Origin of the sequence: Streptomyces viridifaciens (assembly GCF_001888885.2) — a bacterium.
Classification (GTDB): Bacteria; Actinomycetota; Actinomycetes; order Streptomycetales; family Streptomycetaceae; genus Kitasatospora; species Kitasatospora aureofaciens.
Map to the genome: position 1 here is coordinate 1,970,172 of NZ_CP090841.1, position 19,289 is coordinate 1,989,460.

Genomic DNA, 19,289 nt, shown 5'->3' on the forward strand with positions numbered 1-19,289 from the left:
TCACCTTCCCGTCACCGGACTTCGGGTTACTTACCCCCGTCAGCGAAGTTGGCTAGTCAACTCGGACGGTTCCGAACTCTCCTCGGACGGCTCCGGACCGCGCCACCCGGCTGATCCCCCGTTCAAGACACCCGCTTGCAGTTCCCCCGTCTCAGGAGACTGACCCGTGTCCCTGCACCGCGCCCGCTCCGCCGCCTTCGCGGCCGTTCTGACCGCCGCCGCGCTGTCCCTCACCGCCTGCGGTTCCGCCGGCTCCTCCTCCGCGAAGGCCGGCAGCAACGACCTCGCGGGCGGCAAGAGCGCCAAGACCGCCACCTCGGTCGCCGACTTCGGCGGCATGGACGCGCTGGTCGCCGCCGCCAAGAAGGAGGGCAAGCTGCACGTCATCACGCTGCCCCGCGACTGGGCGAACTACGGCAAGCTGATGGACGACTTCAAGGCGAAGTACGGCATCGACATCGAGGACGAGAACCCGGACGGCTCCAGCCAGGACGAGATCAACGCGATCACCTCCCGCAAGGGCCAGGACCGCGCCCCCGACGTCGTCGACCTCGGCTCGGCCTTCGCGATCAGCGCCGGCAAGCAGGGCCTGCTCGCCCCGTACAAGGTGACCGACTTCGACAAGATCCCGGCCACCATGAAGGACGCCAACGGCCTGAGCTACAACGACTACGGCGGCTACATGTCGATCGGCTGCGACGCCAAGAAGGTGTCCGCCTGCCCGAAGACCTTCGCCGACCTGCTCAAGCCCGACTACAAGGGCATGGTCGCCCTGAACGGCAACCCGACCAAGGCCGGTGCCGCCTTCGGCGCCGTCTACGCGGCCGCGCTCGCCAACGGCGGCTCGCTGGACAACATCCAGCCCGGCATCGACTTCTTCGGCAAGGTCAAGCAGGCCGGCAACTTCAACCCGGTCGAGGTCACCCCGGCGACCATCGAGAAGGGCGAGACCCCGATCAGCATCGACTGGTCGTACCTGAACGCCGGCTACAGCGACAAGTTCAAGGACAAGGGCATCGACTGGCAGGTGTCCATCCCCTCGGACGGCTCCTACGCCCAGTACTACAACCAGGCGATCAACAAGGACGCCCCGCACCCGGCCGCCGCGCGCCTGTGGGAGGAGTACCTCTACAGCGCCCAGGGGCAGAACGGCTTCCTCGGCGGCTACGCCACCCCCGCCCTGTTCGACGCCATGAAGACCGCCGGCACCCTGGACGCGACCGCCGCCGCCAAGCTGCCGACCGTCGAGAAGCCCTTCACCACCTTCCCGACCCAGGACCAGACGGACGCGGCCAAGAAGGTCGTGACCGAGAACTGGGCCAAGGCGATCGCGGGCTGACCTGAGATGACCACGGCTCCCACCCCGGTGCCGGCCACCGCCTCCGCCGCCCAGAGCGGCGGGGGCGCCCCCGGCCCCGCCTCCTCCCCCACCGCCTCGGCCGTCACGGCTGTGCAGACCGGGGCACCCCGCCCGGCCGGACGCCGGGCCCGCGGCAGCCGCGCCTGGCTCGCCGCCCTCCCGCTGGTGCTCTTCTTCGCGATCGGCTTCGGCCTGCCCGCCGTCGCGATCGCCGTCGGCGCCTTCACCACCTCCTCGGACGCCCCCGACGGCGGCGGCACCTTCACCACCGACAACCTCACCGGCTCCCTCCAGGGCGCGTACTGGACGGCCCTGTGGGGCAGCGTGAAGCTCTCCCTGCTGACCGCGCTGATCGCCACCGTGGTCGGCCTGCCGCTGGCCCAGGCCGTGGCGACCTCCCGGTTCCGGGCCTTCCGCGAGGCCGTGATGTCCGCCTCCGGCGTGCTCGCCAACTTCGGCGGCGTCCCGCTGGCCTTCATGTTCGTCGCCACCCTCGGCAACTCCGGCGAGGTCACCAGGAAGCTCGGCCTGACCGAGCACGGCTGGAACCTCTACACCTTCTCCGGCCTGTCGGTGGTCTACCTCTACTTCCTGGTCCCGCTGATGGTCATCACCATCACCCCGGCCCTGGAGGGCCTGAAGGCCCAGTGGCGCGAGGCCGCGTCCAACAACGGCGCCACCTCCCTGCAGTACTGGCGGCACGTGGCCCTGCCCGTCCTGCTGCCCTCGCTGCTCGGCGGCTTCGTGCTGCTGTTCGGCGCCTCGTTCGCCGCGTACGCCACCGCCGAGGCCATGGTGGGCAGTTCGGTGCCGCTGATCTCGATGCAGATCGGCGACGCGCTGTCCGGCAACGTCCTGGTCGGCCAGGGCAACCTCGCCCTCGCCCTCGGACTCGACATGATCGTGGTCGCCTGCCTGGTGATGGCCCTGTACCTGCCCCTTCAGCGCCGGAGTGCCAAGTGGCTCGCCTGATCAATCGCATCCGTTTCGGCCGCGGCCTGGTCCTGCTGGTCTGCGGGATCTACTTCGCGGTGCCGATGGCCGCCTCGCTGTGGTTCAGCGTCGACGACAACAAGGGCGGCACCACCTTCCGCGCCTACACCGAGCTGCTGAACGCCCCCGGCTTCACCGACAGCCTGGTGCTGAGCCTCGAACTGGCGGCCGTCACCGTGGTGGTGCTGCTGCTCCTGCTCGTCCCGGCGGTGCTCGCCGCCCGGCTCGGCGCGCCGAGGCTGCGCCCGGTGATCGAGATCATGTGCTCGATGCCGCTGGTCGTCCCGGTCGTCGCGCTCACCACCGGCATCATCGGCGTGCTGCGCTGGGGCCCGGACTACCTCCAGGACACCCCGTTCTTCCAGACCGTCGTGGCCATCCAGGACCCGAACTTCCCGGTCGTCCTGGTCATCGCGTACGTGCTGATGGCGCTGCCGTTCGCCTACCGGGCGATCGACGCCGGCCTGCGCGGTGTCGACGTGGCCACCCTGGTCGAGGCCGCCCGAAACTGCGGGGCCGGCTGGCTGCGCGCGGTGTTCACCGTCGTCCTGCCCAACCTGCGCAGCTCGCTGCTGAACGCCGCCGTGCTCACCGTCGCCCTGGTGCTCGGCGAGTTCACCACCGCCTCCATCCTCGGCTTCACCCCCTTCTCGGTGTGGATCAACTCCAACGGCAAGAGCGACGGCCAGATGTCCGTCGCGGTCTCGATGCTCAGCCTGCTGATCGTCTGGCTCGTCCTGCTGCTGATGTCCGCCGTCGGCCGCGGCCGCAAGGCCGCCCGGTCCTGAACCACCCACCGCTTTCCAGGAGTTATCAGCCATGACCACGGCCACCGTCCTCGCCGACGGCGCCCCGCTCGCCCCCGGAACCACCTCGGGCAGCGCCACCGTCGAGTTCCGCTCGCTGCGCCGCGCGTTCGGCGCCACCACCGCCCTCGACGGCCTGGACCTGACCGTCCGGCCCGGTGAACTGCTCGCCCTGCTCGGCCCGTCCGGCTGCGGGAAGACCACCGCCCTGCGCATCCTGGCCGGCTTCGAGCAGCACGACTCCGGCGAGGTGCTGGTCGACGGCCAGGACATCACCGCGATCCCCGCCCACAAGCGCGACGCGGGCATGGTGTTCCAGTCGTACAGCCTCTTCCCGCACCTGACCGCGCTGGACAACGTCGCCTTCGGGCTGCGGATGCGCGGCACCGGCAAGGCCGAGCGCCGCAGGCGCGCCCACGAACTGCTGGAGCTGGTCGGCCTGCCGCACCGCGCCGAGCACTACCCGCACCAGATGTCCGGTGGCCAGCAGCAGCGCATCGCCCTCGCCCGCGCGCTCGCCCTCCAGCCGCGCGTGCTGCTGCTGGACGAGCCGCTGTCCGCGCTGGACGCCAAGGTCCGCCTCCAGCTCCGCGAGGAGATCCGCCGCCTCCAGCAGGAGCTGGGCATCACCACCCTGTTCGTCACCCACGACCAGGAGGAGGCGCTGTCGATGGCCGACCGGGTCGCCGTGCTGCGGGCCGGGAAGCTGGAGCAGTGCGCCACCCCGTCCGAGCTGTACGGCCGGCCGGCCACCGCCTTCGTCGCCGAGTTCGTCGGCACCATGAGCCGCATCCCGTGCACCCGCACCTCGGACGGCGTCGAGGTGCTCGGCCGCCGGCACGCGGTCGACGGCGAGGTCCCGGCCGACGGCGAGCTGCAGGTGCTGGTCCGCCCGGAGAACGTCCTGCTCAGCCCGGACGAGGCCGGCCCCGCGCTGGTGGTCACCGCGTCCTTCCTGGGCGCCGTCACCCGGCTCACCGTCCGCCTGGACGACGGCACCGAGGTCAAGGCCGACCTGCCCACCGAGGCCGCCGCCGCCCTGCCGGCCGGCTCACGCGCCGGGCTCACGCTGCCGGAGCGCCCGGTGCTGGTGGACCGCCGCGCCGCCTGAGAACCTCGTCCCCGCACCGACCGAAGAACCACCGAAGGTACCGCCATGCCTGAATCCGTACTGCCCGCCGCCGTCCTCTTCGACATGGACGGCACCCTGGTCGACACCGAGCAACTGTGGTGGCAGGCCGCCGCCGAACTCGCCGAGGAACTGGACCACCCGCTCACCGACCGGGACGCCCCCGAGGTGCTCGGCCAGGCCGTCGAGCACACCGCCGCCCACCTGCACCGGGCCAGCGGCACCACCCGCCCCGAAGCCGAACTCGCCGCCAGGCTGGGCGAGTCCTTCGCCGGAAAGGTCGCCGCCGAGACGGTGCCCCGCCCCGGCGCGCTCGCCCTGCTGGCCGCCCTGCGCGAGGCCCGGGTGCCCACCGCGCTGGTCTCCGCCTCGCCGCGCCAGGTGGTGGACCTCGTCCTCTCCTCCATCGGCCGCGACTGGTTCGCCGTCACCCTGGCCGCCGAGGACACCGCCCGCACCAAGCCCGCGCCGGACCCGTACCTGGCCGCGGCCGAGCGGCTCGGCCTGGACCCGGCCGCCTGCGTCGCCGTCGAGGACACCCCGACCGGGGTCGCCTCCGCCGCCGCGGCCGGCTGCGCGGTGCTCGCCGTGCCGTCCACCGCCGTCCCGATGCCCGACGGCGACCGGATCACCCTGCTGGACAGCCTGGAACGGGCCGACCTCGCGCTGTTGGGGAAGCTCTGCGCCACCCCGGCCGTTTGACAGCGACATGCCCTACGTTCTGCTCGCCCTCGCCATCCTGAGCGAGGTCTGCGCCACCAGCTGCCTCAAACTCACCGAGGGGTTCACCCGCCTCTGGCCCAGCCTGGGGGTGGGCGTCGGCTACGCGCTGTCCTTCTTCCTGCTCGGCCGCGCGCTCAAGCACATCCCGGTCTCGGTCGCGTACGCGGTCTGGTCGGGGGCCGGGACGGCGGCCGTCGCCGGGATCGGCGTGGTCGCCTTCGGCGAGTCGCTGGGGAAGCTGCAGATCCTGGGGATCGCGCTGATCATCGTCGGGGTGGTCGTACTCAACCTCAAGGGCAGTCACTGACGACAGTCACCGACGGATCGTCAGTTCAACTGCCCGGGCCGGATCGGGACGTCGGATGCGCCGACGCCCCGGCCCGGCCCGTTCGCTACCGTGTCCCCATGACGAACCCGCGACCGCACCACTACCGCTTCGCGCACCGCGAACTCCCGCGTCATCTGCTGAAGTTCGGCCCCCAGGTGACCAGCCCGGCGCCGAACGGCGGCAGCCTGGTGCCCGCCTTCACCAAGCTCTGGAACAGCTTCGGCGAAACCCTCCCGCCCGAGGACCGGCTGCCCAGCAACGGCCTCGACTGCCGTCACGTCGAGGTCGAGGGCACCCGCCTGCTCCTGGTCACCCTGCCCACCCCGGCCGGCACCACCGAGGCGTACTTCTGCGCCTCCGTCCTGCCCAAGGGCGCCAACGCCGTCCGGTACCTGACCCTGGAACACGCGATCAACCCGTTCGACGGCAGCCCGGGCACCGTCCTCGGCGAGTGGACCACCGAGAGCCACCTCAACCACGGCCCCGGCCCCTCCCCCGTCGCCGACCTCTTCGTCGCCTCGGTGGTGCAGCTCGTCGCCCCGAAGAAGCGCGGCTTCTGGCGCCGTTGACCCACCCCGGCCACTTCCTCCCCCGCAAGTGTGAGTGCCCCCGCAGTACGGATCGCCCACGTACCGAACGGGGTTATGCTCGGCCGGTCCGACAACCGACGCACCGGGGGAGAAAGTGGCCGATTTCACGGTCAGTCCCGAATTCCTCGCCAAGCTCGCCAAGGACCTCAAGGGCTGCGGGGACGAGCTCGACCAAGGGCTGAAGGCGCTCAAGGAGGCCAGCCGCGACGGGCTCGGCTTCGACTTCCTGGAGGACGCCGGCAAGCACTTCCAGGAGAAGTGGGAGTACGGCCTCAAGAAGGTCCGGGAATGCGTCAAGGTCCTCGACGAGGGCCTGGAGAAGGCGCGGCAGTCCTACGCGGGCACCGAGCAGGACATCGCCAAGGCCCTCACCCCCGCGCGGGGGCGGTCATGACCTCCCCCGAGCCCGCGCCCGACTGGTCCGGCCTCGGCTTCAACCCCACCCCGGGCGACCCCGCCGCCGTGGCCGGCCTCAGCAGCAGCCTGCGCCGGGTCTCCCAGCACCTCACCGGCGTCCACACCACGCTGGCCCAGATCTCCGGCGACCAGGGCCAGTGGACCGGCGAGGCCGCCAAGGCCTTCGCCGCCCGGTTCGGCAAGCTCCCCGGCTACCTCCAGGACGCCGCCGACTCGATCACGGCCGCCTACCAGGCCCTCGACGTCTGGTACCAGGCGCTCACCGAACACCAGCCCAGGGCGGCCGAGTTGGCACGCGCCGCAGTCTCCGCCCGGCAGGACAGGGCACAGGCCGAACAGGCCCACCGCACCGCGGCCGCCGCCCCCGACCTCGCACTGGCCGGCAAGAGCTTCGCCGACGGCACCTCGCTCGCCGCCGCCGAACAGCGCTACAACACCGCCAGGAAGCACCTCGACGCAGCCGCCGAACTCCTCGACAGTGCCACCACCACCCTCACCGGTCTCCGGAGCCAGGCCCACGAACTCGCCGAGGGCCACAGGTCCGACGCCCACAGGACCGCCACCGCCATCCGCAAGGCCGCCGACAGCAAGGCGCCGCCCGAGCCGGGCCGGCTCAGCAAGGTCGGCACCTGGCTGAAGGACCACGGCGCCGACCTGCTCACGGTGGCCGCGGGCGTCTGCGGCGTCGCGGCGATCTTCTTCCCCGCCTTCGCGCTGCCCGCCATCCTGCTGAGCGCCGCGGCCGCGGGCGCGCACGCGCGGCAGTACGGCATCAGCGGGCTGCTGCCCACCAGCATGGCGAACCTGGGCAACGACCTGACCCTGGCCGGCGACCTCCTCGGCGCGATCCCCGGCGGGGCCGTCCTCAAGGGCGGGTTCACCGCGTTCAGGACCGCCCGGGCCGCCGGGACCGGCGTGAGGGCATCGGTAGGCGTCGGCGCCACCGAGGTCCGTGCCACCGCCAGGGCGATCGACCCGGCCGGGCCTGTCTTCACCACGGCGATCGAGAAACCCGCCGTCAGACTCGGGCTCTCGAAGGCCACCGCGATGAACATCTCCGACGGCGCACAGGCCACCGCTACCGTGGCGCTCACCGCGCCCACCGCGTACGGCCTCACCCAGGACGACGCCGGCCCCGGGCTGACCGCGGCGGTGAACTGCGCCACCGGCGGCGCCAACGTGATCAACGGCACCGGAAGCGCCATTGAGGGCAGTGGCAAGAGCCGGATCGTGGCCGGCCTGCTCGGTGCCGGCAGCGCGGTCGCGACCGGCGTGTGGGGTGCGGGCCGTTGACCGTCGACACCGGTGCCCCGTCGTTCTGGCTGTCCCTGCCCGACGGATTCACCGCCGTCGATCTGGCGGAGGACCCGGGCGACCGGATGTGCCGCATCGTGGACGGGCTCGACGCGCTCACCGACGTGAGCCCCGAACAGAAGCTCAGCATCGCCGTCGCCGCCGAGAGCGCCCTTCAGGCGCAACTGCGTGAGGGCGCGGTCCACGTCTCCAACTGCCTGGTACTGACCGACGGGGGCACGATCGCCCAGGGCGTGCTCAGCCTCTTCCTCCGCCAGGAGGCGCTGGAACCCCGCGGCACGTACCCGCAACGCGCCGCCGAACAGCTCACCGCCGCCTGGCCCGACGCGGAGATCGCCGTCCTCGACTTCACTCCTGGCCGCGCCGCTGTGGTCGCCCGCGACCTGACCGTCCCCGTCTCCGGAGCGGTCTACGGCCTGCCGGGCTCGGGCGCCGTCACCGTCCGTCAGCTCGAAGTGCTGATCCCGCACCCGTGGAGCCCCCATGTGCTGGCGGCCGTTTTCACCACCCGGAACCTCGACCACTGGGAGGGCTGGCTGCCGGTGGTCGGCGCCGCGATCGACGGCATCTCCTTCTACCCACCCCGCAGCGATTCCCGGGACGACCTCCCGCCCGACCAGTGGGACACCATCCGAAAGGCCTTCGGATGACGGTCACCCAGCCCGAGGAGCGGGCGCACGTCAGCCGCGGCCCCTCCGTCGCGCGCTCGCTCCCGGTGCCGTGTCCGCCGGCGTGATCGTCGGCATCACCGCCGTGGACGTGTACGTCAGCGGGGTCCTCGCCGTCTGCTCATCGGCCTCCTCGTGCTCCGGTTCGCCCGGCCCCGGTGCAAGCCCAGTGCACCCCGCGTCCGGCCGGGTCCTGACGGGCCTCCGCTCCCGCCGGACATGAGCCACGTCACACCGCGTCCCTGAAACCCTGTCGGCTGATCCGGCCGTCCTGTCCTTCGCGCTTTCTGAGGAACGGACAGCACGGGGGTTGACTCGATGGCAGATGACGCAGCGAAGGCCGGCGGCCCGGAGTTCAAGATCCGGCCGGGAGAACTGAAGGACGCCGCGCCGACCTTCGAGAACCAGAGCAAGGCACTCAAGGAGGCGCTCGACAAGCTCAGGCACAGCCTCGCCGACGCGGGCAGTCCCTGGGGCAGCGACAAGCAGGGCAACGAGTTCGCGGCGGCCTACAACGGTCCGCACGACCACGTGCTCGCCGGGCTCGACGTCCTGGTCCAGGGGCTCAGCAGCATCCACGACGGCCTGGTCGCGCACGCCGACAACCACACCGACGCGGACAACAAGGCCCGGAAGGACCTCACCTGATGACCGGCATTCCCTGCCGGTCGGAGGTGACGCATGGGTGAGTCCGCGGCCGCGAAGGCCGTGCAGAAGGTCACCGGCATGTGGTGGCCGGACGCCGACCCGGACAAGCTGCGCACGGTGGCCGACGCGTGGGAGGCGATGGCCACCGCCATCGACAACGTCACCGCCCCCACCAACCAGGCCGCCGCCGCCATCGTCGCCAACAACCACGGCCCCGCGATCGACGCCTTCGGCAAGTTCTGGGCCCGGTACTACGGCGGCAAGGACAGCGCGGGCAAGGGCAAGGGCTGGCTGCCCGAGACCGCCGACGCCTGCCGCGCCCTCGCCAAGGCGCTGCGCGACTTCGCCCACGAGGTCGACAAGGCGATCAAGAAGCTGGAGGAGGAGGCCGCGATCGTCGGCGGCACCCTCGTCGTCGGCACCGCCCTGGCCCTCGTCACCTTCAGCATCTCGGCGGACATCGCCGCCGCCACCGCCGCGGGCATCGTCGCCACCGCCGCGGCCGTCGGGGTCACGGTCTCCGAGGCCATCGCCACCATCGCCGCCACCGTGCTGGTCGGTGCCGCCTTCGGCGCGGTGGAGGCCATCACCGTCGACCTCGCGGTTGCTCAGCCCATCCGCGTCGAGCTGTTCGGCGACGGCGGCTACAGCCTCACCGAGGCCGCCGACTCCGCCAAGACCGGCGAAATCATGGGCGCGGCCGGCGGCGGCCTCGGCGCCGGCGCCCGCGTCGTGACCACCGCCGCCGAGACCACCGAGAACGCCTCCGTCGCCCTCACGAGCCTCGCCAAGGTCGCCAACGCCGCCGACACCGTCCCCGGCCGCATGATCACCGGCGCCGGCCTCACCTACGGCTACGACACCGCCTTCAAAACCGGCCCCGTCATGCCCCTCGACCTCATCCTCGGCGCCGTCGGCAGCGCCGCGGCACCAGGAGGGGGATCAAGCCGTCGTCCGGGCCGGACACCGGAGAGCCCGGAGTACCTGCCAAGGACCGGAGGGTCGGACTACATCGACCCGCCTCAATCCGAATCGACCCAACGGAATTACGAGAAAATTCGCCAGACCACTGGCGACACGGAACGAATCGCCGCGAATACGGGATACGATTTGGGTGTCCTGAACAGAATCAAGGCTCACATTTTCGAAAACGTCCACACGGGCGTGTCGGTACCACCGGACGGAAGACCGGCAACCGGACGGTTCGCGCCCATGGACCACATCGCCGACATGTGGTTCAAAGCAGAAGCAGGCACACTCACCCCCGCAGAATCCACCAAGTTCTTCCGGTGGGCCTGCCATGAAGGTATCGAGAGTATACTCATGGCACCCCCGCACAATCTTCCGTATCGACAAGGATACTGGGAGGACGGCGTCCACTGGCCAGAACCCGGCAATTGGGGCGCACATGAGGTTTCGCCGCACGAAACCCGTGAGGATGCGTTCTTCGCCTGGGACAGACTGGGCCTCACCAGGCCCGACTTTCCGATAGCCGGTGATCTGAGTAATCTTGACGAAATTGCAGCCTTGATTCTCGCGCAGAGGAACAAACCATGAACGATACGCGCGCCCTGACCGAGCGACTGACGAACGTCGACTGGGAACCCTCGGAGACGGACCCCCGGCTGCGCATCTCGCTCATGAAGGAGTTCCTCCGGCGTTCGGCACTGTGGGCCGAACGGCTGGGTTCGGACGCCTGGCCCTTCTTCGACGTGGCAGCCCTGATCGACTCGTCCGTTCGTGCCGATCCCGAGCTGGTCGAATTGGTCTTGAAGAGCTGCGCGCTACAGAGCGCGGCCGTTCAGCAGAGTTGTGTGGGAGCGCTGCACTTCGCGGCACTCCAGGAGACTGGCAGGGCCACGCCCCAACTGCCGGACCCGTACGAGCCCATCATCTCCCTGTTCGAGAACGGCGGCGGCTTCACTCTCGACGGCACCGGAATGATCGACATCGATGCCGCCGTGAGCATGAGCCGAGGCAGCTTGGCGGACTGGCTGGGCCGCGCGGCATCGAACTCATGACGCAGCCGGCTGACGGCGTTGCGGCCCGACAGTGTCGGAGCGGTTTGACGCGAATGAGTTCCTCGACTCGGCCACCTGGCACCCCGCCCTGAGGGCGTCAGGGTCCCGGCGTACGCTTCCACCCCGTCGTAGCGAGAACCGGGGGAAGCCATGGCTGGGCCGAAGAGCAGACGCGCGACGATCGGGCTGACAGCCGCGCTGGTGACGGCCGTTCCGGCGGGGACGTTCGGGGTGGTGGCGGTGAGCACGTACGTGGGGTTCGGCGCCGCGCTGCTGCTCGGGCTGGTGGTCGGGGTCGCCTGGATCGTCGGGTTGGTCCGGTTGCTGGGCCCGGTGGGCTGCTGGGTGGCGATCGTGTCGGTCGCGCTGGGGGGCGGTGCGATCGGGGAGGCGGTCTCGGCCCGGGACGCGGTGATCCTCGACGCCCGTGGGGTGACCGTCACCGCGCGGGTCGCCGCCGTCCACGACCACCCCCAGGACAAGCATCCGAACTCGACGTACGACCTGGTCGGCGAGCTCGGGCTGCCGATCCCCAACGGCACGGTGTACGGGAACCTCCACGCGCACGCGGTCGGCGACCGGGTGCTGGTCCGCTACGACCCGGAGGGTGTCGCGGCCGCGTCGGCCCCGGATGACATCGACTTCTCGCAGGACCTGGCGATCGCCGCCGCCCTGGACGCCGTCCTGACGGCCGCGGTCGCCGGCCTCGGAGCGCTCGTGGTCCGCAACGGCCGCCCGCGCCGGGTGCCGTTCCGGCGGGGCACGGTCATCGGGCAGGGCTAACCTCGCAGCACCCGGGCCCGCAGGTAGTTGCGCCGCCCGAAGTTCGGCTCGTCGACCGCCGTCAGCTCCTCGACCTGGAAGCGGTACAGCGCCGCCGCCCCACTTCCGGTGAGGTACTGCCGACGGGTCTCCTCGTCCTGTGCGAAGGAGGGGTAGCGCCCCTGGTAGGCCGCCAGCGCCGCCTCGGCCTGCCGCCCCCAGGCCTCGCTCGCGCTGCCGGTCAGCTGGAGGCCGCGCAGCTGTTCGCCGAAGGCGGGCGGCGGCAGGAAGACGGTGGCGGCGGCCCGGGCCTCTTCGGCGAGGTGGTGGCTGTGCCGGGTGGAGCGCTCGCTGACGAAGTAGAGGACGAGGTCGTCGTCGTGGGCGAAGAAGGCGAGGTTGGCGTGCGGCCCGTGCTCGTGGCCGGCGGTGGCGAGGGTGAGCACCATGGCTTCGGCGAGCAGGCCGTCGACGCCCTTGTGCAGCAGGTCACCCGGCCAGTCCCCCTGCGTGATGTCGAGTCGGTACGGCATTCGGCACTCCCTCCGGTGGCGCCCGGCGCCGCCGCGACCCGAGCGCGGCCCCGGACGCGCCTGAGCACGACTGAGCCGGGCGGGCGCCCCGGTCAGGGGCCCCACGCCCGGCTCACATGCTCCACCCCCTGTCCGGAACCGGACAAGGGGCGGGGCGCTCACGAAATGGGCACTACCGCGCCCGGTGCGAGGCGTATCCGCGGGTCGCCACCGGCACCGTGCCGGGGCCCAGCAGCGGGCGCAGCACGCCGGAGCGCATCCGGTCCACCAGCGGCCCGCAGCGCCCGGCCAGCGGGGCGAGCACCAGCGCGACCACGATGCCGACGAGCGCACCGACGGCCACGTCGTGCGGGTAGTGCACGCCGACCCAGACCCGGGAGGCGGCCATCAGCACCGCGAAGAGGGTGGCGACGGCGCCGAGCCGGCGGCTGACGAACCAGAGCGAGATCGCGGCGGCGAAGGCGATCACCGAGTGGTTGCTCGGGAAGGACCAGTCACCGCTGGTCGCGCTCGGGCAGGTCTCCAGCGAGACGCTGCCGGGGATCTGCGCACACGGCCGGACCTCCTCGACCATGTTCTTGAGGACGGAGTTGACTCCGTACGCGACGACCACGATCACCGGGGAGGCCAGCACCCTGGCCATCACCGCGGAGTCGGCGCCGCGCGCCCGCCACCAGGCGGAGAGCATGAAGAGCGCGAACAGGCCGAGGCCGATCGCCGACCAGACCTTGATCACGTCGTCCAGCCAGTGCGGGGCCGACTGCGCCCACCCGTTGACCCGGGTGTAGAGGCTGCCGTCGATCCCGCTGCCGTCGTAGACGGCCAGGACCCGAGAGGACATCACACGTCACCTCCGTGACGGCGCGCCTTACGGGCGCGGAACAGTTCGAGAACAATGGGGAGCACGGAGACAACTACTACCAGACCGATGATCGGCAGCAGATACTGGTCGATCCCGGGTATCGAGGAACCGAGCCCGTATCCGGCCAGCACGACGCCGACGGTCCAGACCGCGCCGCCGGCCACCTGCCAGAGGGTGAACGAGCGAACCGGCACTTCGAGCACGCCGCAGAGCGGATTCAACACCGTCCGGACCACCGGGATGAAACGGGCGAGCACGATCGCCTTGCCGTGCCCGTACCTGGCCAGCAGTTCCTCGGCCCGCTCGACGCCCTCCAGCAGGCTCTTGCGCTTGGTGCGGCCCAGCAGCGCCCGCCCGCCGCGGCGGCCGATCAGGTAGCCGACCTGGGCCCCGGCGAGCGCGCCGACCAGGGCGGCGGGCAGCACCTGCCACAGGTGCAGCTGCGGCCCCTTGGTGGCGCCGGGGACGCAGAGCAGGCCCGCGGTGAACAGCAGCGAGTCGCCGGGCAGGAAGAAGCCCACCAGCAGACCGGTCTCGGCGAACAGCACCACGGCGATGCCGAGCGCGCCGAAGGCGGCGAGCAGCGAGGACGCGTCCAGCGGGTTGACCGCGAGGTGGGAGGCCACCGCGAGGTGGGGGCCCACGGCGGGGTGGGCGGCCGGATCGGCGGGGAACTGGAGCAAGGCTGGCGGACCTCCCGTACGTTGGGGGGCGGTCGTCGCGACGCGCGGCGAACCCGCCCGGGACCGTCTACAGTGACGTAGACGGTCTACATGACTGTAGACGAAAGCTGGAGGAAGCGCCGCCATGTCCGACGTACCGTCCGCCCGCCGGCCCGCCGGAGAGCTGGAGGCCGAGGTGCTGGCCGCCCTCTGGTCCGCCCGGCAGCCGATGACGCCGCAGGACGTCCAGACGGCGCTCGGCGGGCACCTCGCCCGCACCACCATCGCGACGATCCTGGCCCGGCTGCACGACAAGGGGACGGTCGAGCGCACCCGCGCCGGCCGCGCCTACGCGTACATCCCGACCGTCCAGGACACCGCAGGCCTCGCCGCCCGCCGGATGCACACCGAGCTGGGCCGCGAGGCCGACCGCTCCACCGTGCTCGCCCGCTTCGTCTCCGACCTCTCCGCCGAGGACGAGCAGCTGCTGCGCGAACTGCTCGGCGACGGCGGCCCGGGATCGGCGGGCGCACCGTGATGCTCGCCGTCTGGGTGCCGCTGCTGCTGCCCTTCCTCGCCGTCCCGCTGGCCCGCCGCCTCGCCGAGGCGCTGCCGCCCCGGGCCGCCGCCTGGCTGCTGGCCGGTACCGCCACCGTCCTGGCCGGGGGCACCCTCTGCTCGCTCGGCCTGCTCGCCACCGCCGGACTGCTCCAGCTGCCCCCGGTCGCCGCCCTCGGCCACCTCTCGCTGCCCTGGCTCACCGCCGCCGCGCCCAGCGCGCCGGTCGCGGCCGCCCTGGCCGGCCCGGTGCTCGCTGTGCTCGCCGCCCTGGCGGTCCGTACCGCCCGCCGACGGCACCTGGAACTGCGGGCCGCCCGGGCCGCACTACCCGCAGCGCCCGCACGGCCCGCACTGAGCACGCTGCCCGCCCACGGTACGGACCCGGCCGACGAACGCACCGGTCCGCACCCGGCCCACCGCCCCGCCGGTGTCCAGCATGCGGACATGCGCCCCCTGCGCGCCTCCGTGCGCCGCGCACGCGCCACCCGCTGGCTCCGGTCGTCCCTGACCCTGCTGCGGCAGCCCGTCGGGCACCAGCTCGCCGTGCTCGACGACGAACGCGCCGACGCCTTCGCCCTCCCCGGCCGCCTGCGCCGCCCCGGCCGGATGGGCGAACCCGGCCGGATCGTGGTCACCTCCGGGATGCTGCGCGCCCTCAGCGGCCCCGAGCGCGCCGCCCTGCTCGCCCACGAACGCGCCCACCTCACCGGCCGCCACCACGTCTTCCTCGCCCTCGCCGAGCACGCCGCCGACCTCCACCCGGCGCTGCGCCCGCTGCGCGCGCCCCTCGGGTACCACCTCGAGCGCTGGGCCGACGAGGTGGCCGCGGCCCGGGTCGGCGACCGCGCCGTGACCGCCCGCGCGGTCGGCCGGGCCGCCCTGGCCGCCAGCCGTTCGCCCTGGCCGGCCCGCCCCCGGCTGGTCGCCGCCGCGCACGCCGGCCCGGTCCCGCGCCGGGTTGCCGCCCTGCTCCAGCCCCGCCCCTCCACCACCCCCGCCACCCGCCTGCGCGCCGTCGCCCTGGCCCTGGCCGCCTGCCTGGCGCTGACCACCGCCGCCACCCTGGAGGCCACCGCCGACCTGCACCGCACCGTCGAGGCGGCCCAGCACGAACCGGGCGCGCCCCGGTAGAAGGGCATCCGCACCGCGCGCTGGTGCACCTCGGAGCGGTTTCGTACCGGGCGGTAGCGGAGTTGGCGGACCCCGTCCCCACACGCCCACCGCACCCGTACGCTTTCGTCAGCGCGTCGACCGGCGCGTCCTCGAACGGCGGCGAGGAGCGACACGAGTGCGGCAGACCGGACGGCAGTCCCGACGACCAGAGCGCCGCACCGCGCCGACCGCGGCGGAGCTGGCCAAGGTCCACGAGCGCACCCTCGCCGACGCCGCCGCCCGCGAGCTCGCCTTCCCCGAGCCCGGCGGAACGGGCGGCCCGGGCAGGTCCGGCGGCCCCGGCGGGCCCAGTGGCCCGAACGGGCCGGGCCTGCTCGAACCGCGCCCCGAGATCGGCGACTCCTGGGCCCGGCTGCGCCGCCTCGGCCTCGACCCCGACGCCGGCGCCGCCGCCGTCCTGCTCGGCCCCGCCGAGCTGGAGCAGCGCCGCCGGTCCAGCGGACTCGACAACGTCATGCCGGTGCTGCGCGAGACCCTGCTCGGGCCGGTCGGCCAGACGCCGCTGATCCTCGCCATCGCCGACGCCGAGGGCCACGTGCTCTGGCAGGAGGGCGAACGCGGCCTGCGCCGCAGCGCCGACCGGATCGGCTTCGTCACCGGCGCCCGCTGGATCGAGGAGAACGTCGGCACCAACGGCATCGCCGTCGCGCTGCGCGCCCAGCGCCCGATGCACGTCCACTCCGCCGAGCACTACCTGCGCAGCCACCACACCTGGACCTGCGTGGCCGCGCCCGTGCACGACCCGGCCACCGGCCGGCTGGTCGGCGCGATCAACCTCAGCGGCCCGGCCCACAACGTCCGCCCGTACCTGCTCCAGCTCACCGCCACCGCCGCCCGGCTCGCCGAGACCGAACTGCGCGCCCACCGGCTGGAGTCGCTCAACCAGCTGCGCACCCTGGCCGCCCCGCTGCTCGCCCGGGTCGGCGGCCCGGCCCTGGTGGTCGACGCGGCCGGCTGGACGGCCGCCTCCGCCGGGCTGCCGCCGCCCAGCCGGCTCCGCATCCCCAGCGAGGGCTGGGTCCCGGCCGCCGTGCACTGGGTGCCCGGGCTGGGCGAGTGCGTGCTGGAGCCGCTCGCGGACGGCTGGCTGGTCCGCCCGGTGTGCCCGCCCGGGACGGACGGCTCCGGCACGGTGAGCGCCGAACAGGCCGAGGGCGCCCGGCTCCTGCTCGACCTGCGCAGGCCGGACCGGCCCGAACTGTCCGTCCGGGGCGCCGCCGACAGCTGGTCGCACCCGGTCAGCCCGCGCCACGCCGAACTGCTGCTGCTGCTCGCCACCACCCGCGAGGGCAGCACCGCGGCGCAGCTCGCCGAGGCGCTGTTCGGTGACGCGGGGCGGACGGTGACGGTCCGGGCCGAGCTGTCCCGGCTGCGCCGCTATCTGGGCGGCCTGCTGGCCCACCGGCCGTACCGCTTCGCCGACTCGGTACTGGTCACCGTGCAGGGGCCGGAGGATCCGTACGACCTGCTGCCCTCCTCCACCGCGCCGGCCGTACGGCGGCTGCGGGCGGAGCTGGCGGCGGACCGGGTCCGGCTGCCGGGCGCCGTGGCGCCGCTTCCCCCTCCGCCGTCCTCGCCGCTGCCCTCACCGCGTTCGAACGGCGGGCCCGGAGATCAGCCGGCCGCGAGCAGCGCGGCCAGCTGGGCGTCGGTGGGGCCGCAGTCGCGTTCCTGCTCGGCCGAGACCAGCGCGTAGGTGCGGTCCAGCCAGGCCCGCACCCGGGGCTTCGAGGCCTCCAGCAGGGCACTGCCGTGCGGGGATTCGAGTGCCAGGTGCAGCGTCGAGCCGTGGCACGGGCAGTACGCCGGCCACAGCTTGACGTCGCCCTGGCCGCTCAGCGTCTGCAGGCCGTCGCGCAGCAGGTCGCGGGAGAACACCCAGTCCGCCTCGTCCGGACGCCCCAGATGGAAGGTCAGCAGGACCTCGTAGGGGCGCGCGACGTCGAAGCGGAACCGGGTGCGCACCTCGCCGACCACTTCGTCGCCCAGCGAGATCCGCAGCGCCAGCACCTCCTCCACCGCCGCCGGAGCGGCGGTGGAGCCGCCCCCATCGCCGCCCGTGGGGGTGGCGGCGAGGGGGGCACTGGAGGCTGCGGACAGCGGGTCGGGCGGCATGACGGTCTCTCCGGGAACGGCGCGGGATGCCATCAGCCTGCGCCACCGCGGCCGGGGCGGGCAAGGGTTGCAAGGGGGTTGCAACAACCCTCCTCCGGTCCGACCGTCCCGCCGTTCGCCGGGTCGGACGGACCGTCAACTTCCGCTCGTCGAACGGATGTCCGGAAAATGGAAGGATCCTGTCCACCCTCCGGCCGCCCGCTGGTACGCTCTCCCCCTCCCGACGCGGGCCCGCAGCGGGACCGGCCCCGGACGGCCGGATCCGGGCCCGTCTCCGGTGCGTGGGAGAATACGGCGACGCGACGGCACTTCGGGGAGGGAGGGGTCCGGTGGCTGTGCGTGGGGAGACCGCGCGGGACGTGCAGCACGAGCCCGCACAGCAGGGTCGGCACGGCCGGCCGCGCCCGTTCGGCGGCCGGCTCCGGCTGCCCACCCTTCGCTTCTCCGGCGCCGCGATGGCGATGTCCACCGTCGTCGGCATCAGCATCGCCACCACCCTCCTGCTGAACGAGCAGCAGGGCATCGGCCGTCGGGCCGGCGTCGCCCGGGTCGGCACCACCCCACCGCCCAGCCCCGGCGCCACCGACCAGGCCGAAGCCGCCTCCGACCGGACCACGGACACTCCCGCGCCGCCCTCCGGCCACCCGCACGGCCCGAAGCCCCCGGAGCACTCCTCGGCCCACCCGTCGGGCCCGGCGAACGCCGCGGCCACGCCCCCGGGCGGACTGCGCGCGGGGACGGCCGCCCCGGTCACACCGTCGACCGGCGGCCAGGCCTCCGCCGGGCACGACCCCCGGTCCGCGGCAGGCACGCCCGCGAACGGCACCGGTACGGGCGGCCAGCCGGGCACCGGAGCCTCGCCCTCGGCGCAGCCGTCCACGCCGTCCCCGTCGTTCACGCCCTCCACCGGGCAGCCCGGTGCGGGCCACGCCGGTGCGGCACAGGCCGGTGCCGGACAGGCCGACGCCGGGCAGTCCCCGCTGTCGCCCGGGCTCCAGCCGACCACCCCGGCCCGGCCCGGTCCCGCCTTCCCCGCGCCCGGCCGCCCGCTGCCGCCGCCGCCCGTCACCGACGCCCCCGACGGTCACGCCCCTGGCACCGGCACGCCCACCACCGGCGCACCTGCGGCCGACGCACCGACCACCGACGCGCCCGCGGCCGACGGCGCCGCCCCGGAGGCCGACCAGGCCCTGACCGGCGCCGGCCTGACCACCGCGGTCGGTCGCGACGGCCTCCGGCACGCGCTCGACCTCACCGTGGCCGAGCCGGTCACCGCCCTTCAGGCCGAATTCCGGCTCGCCCCCGGCCAGTTGGCGCCCGGCAGCGGCGCCGCGTGGACCGACCTGCCGAGCGCCGTGGTGACCGCCCAGCAGGAACGCGGCACCCTGGTCTACCGCTTCACCACCCCGCCCGGCACCGACGTCGAGCCCGGTCGCTACTCCTTCGTGGTGCGCGGCACCCGGCCGGCCGACCAGGCCGGCCCGGTGCGCAAGCCGGGCCCGCAGGAGACCTGGAACGCCGCCGCCTTCGGCATCGACCACCCCCGGGCGGTCGCCGCCCTCGGCGGTTTCGGCCCGCTGCTCCCGCAGTCCGCCCAGCACCTGGCACACCCTCCGCACTGACC

At 73.2% G+C, this 19,289-nt stretch carries 22 protein-coding genes; 18 read left to right on the forward strand and 4 right to left on the reverse strand.

All coding sequences use genetic code 11. The annotated features are described in order from the left end of the window. Positions 1-166: 166 nt before the first annotated feature. The 14 genes from BOQ63_RS16065 to BOQ63_RS16130 all read left to right on the forward strand — a co-directional run bounded on the left by BOQ63_RS16065 (position 167) and on the right by BOQ63_RS16130 (position 11,780). Positions 167-1,339: an ABC transporter substrate-binding protein gene (locus tag BOQ63_RS16065; RefSeq protein WP_030285518.1), complete on the forward strand. Its 1,173-nt coding sequence runs from the start codon at positions 167-169 to the stop codon at positions 1,337-1,339. A 6-nt stretch (positions 1,340-1,345) separates the two neighbouring features. Next, positions 1,346-2,332 carry an ABC transporter permease gene (locus BOQ63_RS16070; RefSeq protein ID WP_078958678.1) on the forward strand — a complete coding sequence of 329 codons (987 nt, stop codon included), beginning with the start codon at positions 1,346-1,348 and terminating at the stop codon, positions 2,330-2,332. Beyond that, entirely contained in the window at positions 2,332-3,141 is an 810-nt protein-coding gene (locus BOQ63_RS16075; RefSeq protein ID WP_030285515.1) for an ABC transporter permease, read from the forward strand. The genes BOQ63_RS16070 and BOQ63_RS16075 overlap by 1 nt, the downstream gene beginning before the upstream one ends. Before the next feature lie 31 nt (positions 3,142-3,172). Further along, on the forward strand, positions 3,173-4,270 hold the full coding sequence (locus BOQ63_RS16080) for an ABC transporter ATP-binding protein (RefSeq protein ID WP_030557644.1): 1,098 nt from the start codon (positions 3,173-3,175) through the stop codon (positions 4,268-4,270). Between the two features lie 45 nt (positions 4,271-4,315). Then, positions 4,316-4,990 (forward strand): HAD family hydrolase, encoded by a 675-nt coding sequence (locus BOQ63_RS16085; protein WP_150475937.1) that lies wholly within the window; start codon positions 4,316-4,318, stop codon positions 4,988-4,990. A 7-nt stretch (positions 4,991-4,997) separates the two neighbouring features. After that, entirely contained in the window at positions 4,998-5,318 is a 321-nt protein-coding gene (locus BOQ63_RS16090) for a DMT family transporter (protein ID WP_030285503.1), read from the forward strand. A 98-nt stretch (positions 5,319-5,416) separates the two neighbouring features. Then, a complete protein-coding gene (locus BOQ63_RS16095; RefSeq protein ID WP_030285501.1) occupies positions 5,417-5,908 on the forward strand; it encodes a hypothetical protein in 492 nt (163 codons plus the stop codon). Positions 5,909-6,023: 115 nt separating this feature from the next. Then, complete coding sequence (locus BOQ63_RS16100) at positions 6,024-6,323, forward strand: WXG100 family type VII secretion target (protein ID WP_050366530.1); 300 nt, start codon at positions 6,024-6,026, stop codon at positions 6,321-6,323. Beyond that, on the forward strand, positions 6,320-7,639 hold the full coding sequence (locus BOQ63_RS16105) for a putative T7SS-secreted protein (RefSeq protein WP_072654517.1): 1,320 nt from the start codon (positions 6,320-6,322) through the stop codon (positions 7,637-7,639). Before BOQ63_RS16100 ends, BOQ63_RS16105 begins: the two co-directional genes overlap by 4 nt. Continuing rightward, entirely contained in the window at positions 7,636-8,310 is a 675-nt protein-coding gene (locus BOQ63_RS16110; protein WP_030285496.1) for a hypothetical protein, read from the forward strand. The genes BOQ63_RS16105 and BOQ63_RS16110 overlap by 4 nt, the downstream gene beginning before the upstream one ends. Positions 8,311-8,646: 336 nt before the next feature. Continuing rightward, positions 8,647-8,976, forward strand: a complete 330-nt coding sequence (locus tag BOQ63_RS16115) for a WXG100 family type VII secretion target (RefSeq protein WP_051746956.1) — start codon at positions 8,647-8,649, stop codon at positions 8,974-8,976. A 33-nt stretch (positions 8,977-9,009) separates the two neighbouring features. Then, positions 9,010-10,533, forward strand: a complete 1,524-nt coding sequence (locus BOQ63_RS16120) for a WXG100-like domain-containing protein (RefSeq protein WP_150475939.1) — start codon at positions 9,010-9,012, stop codon at positions 10,531-10,533. Beyond that, a complete protein-coding gene (locus BOQ63_RS16125) occupies positions 10,530-10,997 on the forward strand; it encodes a hypothetical protein (protein WP_046386758.1) in 468 nt (155 codons plus the stop codon). The genes BOQ63_RS16120 and BOQ63_RS16125 overlap by 4 nt, the downstream gene beginning before the upstream one ends. A 150-nt stretch (positions 10,998-11,147) precedes the next feature. Next, entirely contained in the window at positions 11,148-11,780 is a 633-nt protein-coding gene (locus BOQ63_RS16130; protein ID WP_143174738.1) for a hypothetical protein, read from the forward strand. On the opposite strand, the gene BOQ63_RS16135 is transcribed toward BOQ63_RS16130, so the two are convergent. From BOQ63_RS16135 to BOQ63_RS16145, 3 genes are all read right to left on the reverse strand, one after another. After that, entirely contained in the window at positions 11,777-12,292 is a 516-nt protein-coding gene (locus tag BOQ63_RS16135; protein WP_050366533.1) for a pyridoxamine 5'-phosphate oxidase family protein, read from the reverse strand. The genes BOQ63_RS16130 and BOQ63_RS16135 overlap by 4 nt on opposite strands. 172 nt (positions 12,293-12,464) lie before the next feature. Continuing rightward, positions 12,465-13,133 carry a phosphatase PAP2 family protein gene (locus BOQ63_RS16140; RefSeq protein ID WP_046386757.1) on the reverse strand — a complete coding sequence of 223 codons (669 nt, stop codon included), beginning with the start codon at positions 13,131-13,133 and terminating at the stop codon, positions 12,465-12,467. Continuing rightward, a complete protein-coding gene (locus tag BOQ63_RS16145) occupies positions 13,133-13,798 on the reverse strand; it encodes a DedA family protein (RefSeq protein WP_030290207.1) in 666 nt (221 codons plus the stop codon). Before BOQ63_RS16145 ends, BOQ63_RS16140 begins: the two co-directional genes overlap by 1 nt. A 163-nt stretch (positions 13,799-13,961) precedes the next feature. Here BOQ63_RS16145 and BOQ63_RS16150 point away from each other — a divergent pair, with 163 nt between their 5' ends. The 3 genes from BOQ63_RS16150 (at position 13,962) to BOQ63_RS16160 (ending at position 17,246) form a co-directional block, all read left to right on the forward strand. Next, on the forward strand, positions 13,962-14,354 hold the full coding sequence (locus tag BOQ63_RS16150) for a BlaI/MecI/CopY family transcriptional regulator (protein ID WP_030290208.1): 393 nt from the start codon (positions 13,962-13,964) through the stop codon (positions 14,352-14,354). Next, a complete protein-coding gene (locus tag BOQ63_RS16155) occupies positions 14,354-15,508 on the forward strand; it encodes a M56 family metallopeptidase (protein WP_150475941.1) in 1,155 nt (384 codons plus the stop codon). Before BOQ63_RS16150 ends, BOQ63_RS16155 begins: the two co-directional genes overlap by 1 nt. 157 nt (positions 15,509-15,665) lie before the next feature. After that, the gene (locus BOQ63_RS16160) at positions 15,666-17,246 is read left to right on the forward strand and encodes a GAF domain-containing protein (protein ID WP_063756687.1); all 1,581 of its coding nucleotides are present in this window, start codon (positions 15,666-15,668) and stop codon (positions 17,244-17,246) included. Here BOQ63_RS16160 and BOQ63_RS16165 read toward each other — a convergent pair. Beyond that, positions 17,165-17,698: an SsgA family sporulation/cell division regulator gene (locus BOQ63_RS16165; protein WP_078867702.1), complete on the reverse strand. Its 534-nt coding sequence runs from the start codon at positions 17,696-17,698 to the stop codon at positions 17,165-17,167. The genes BOQ63_RS16160 and BOQ63_RS16165 overlap by 82 nt on opposite strands. A gap of 296 nt (positions 17,699-17,994) precedes the next feature. Here BOQ63_RS16165 and BOQ63_RS16170 point away from each other — a divergent pair, with 296 nt between their 5' ends. Continuing rightward, positions 17,995-19,287, forward strand: a complete 1,293-nt coding sequence (locus BOQ63_RS16170; RefSeq protein WP_150475942.1) for a hypothetical protein — start codon at positions 17,995-17,997, stop codon at positions 19,285-19,287. The last annotated feature ends 2 nt before the right edge of the window (positions 19,288-19,289 follow it).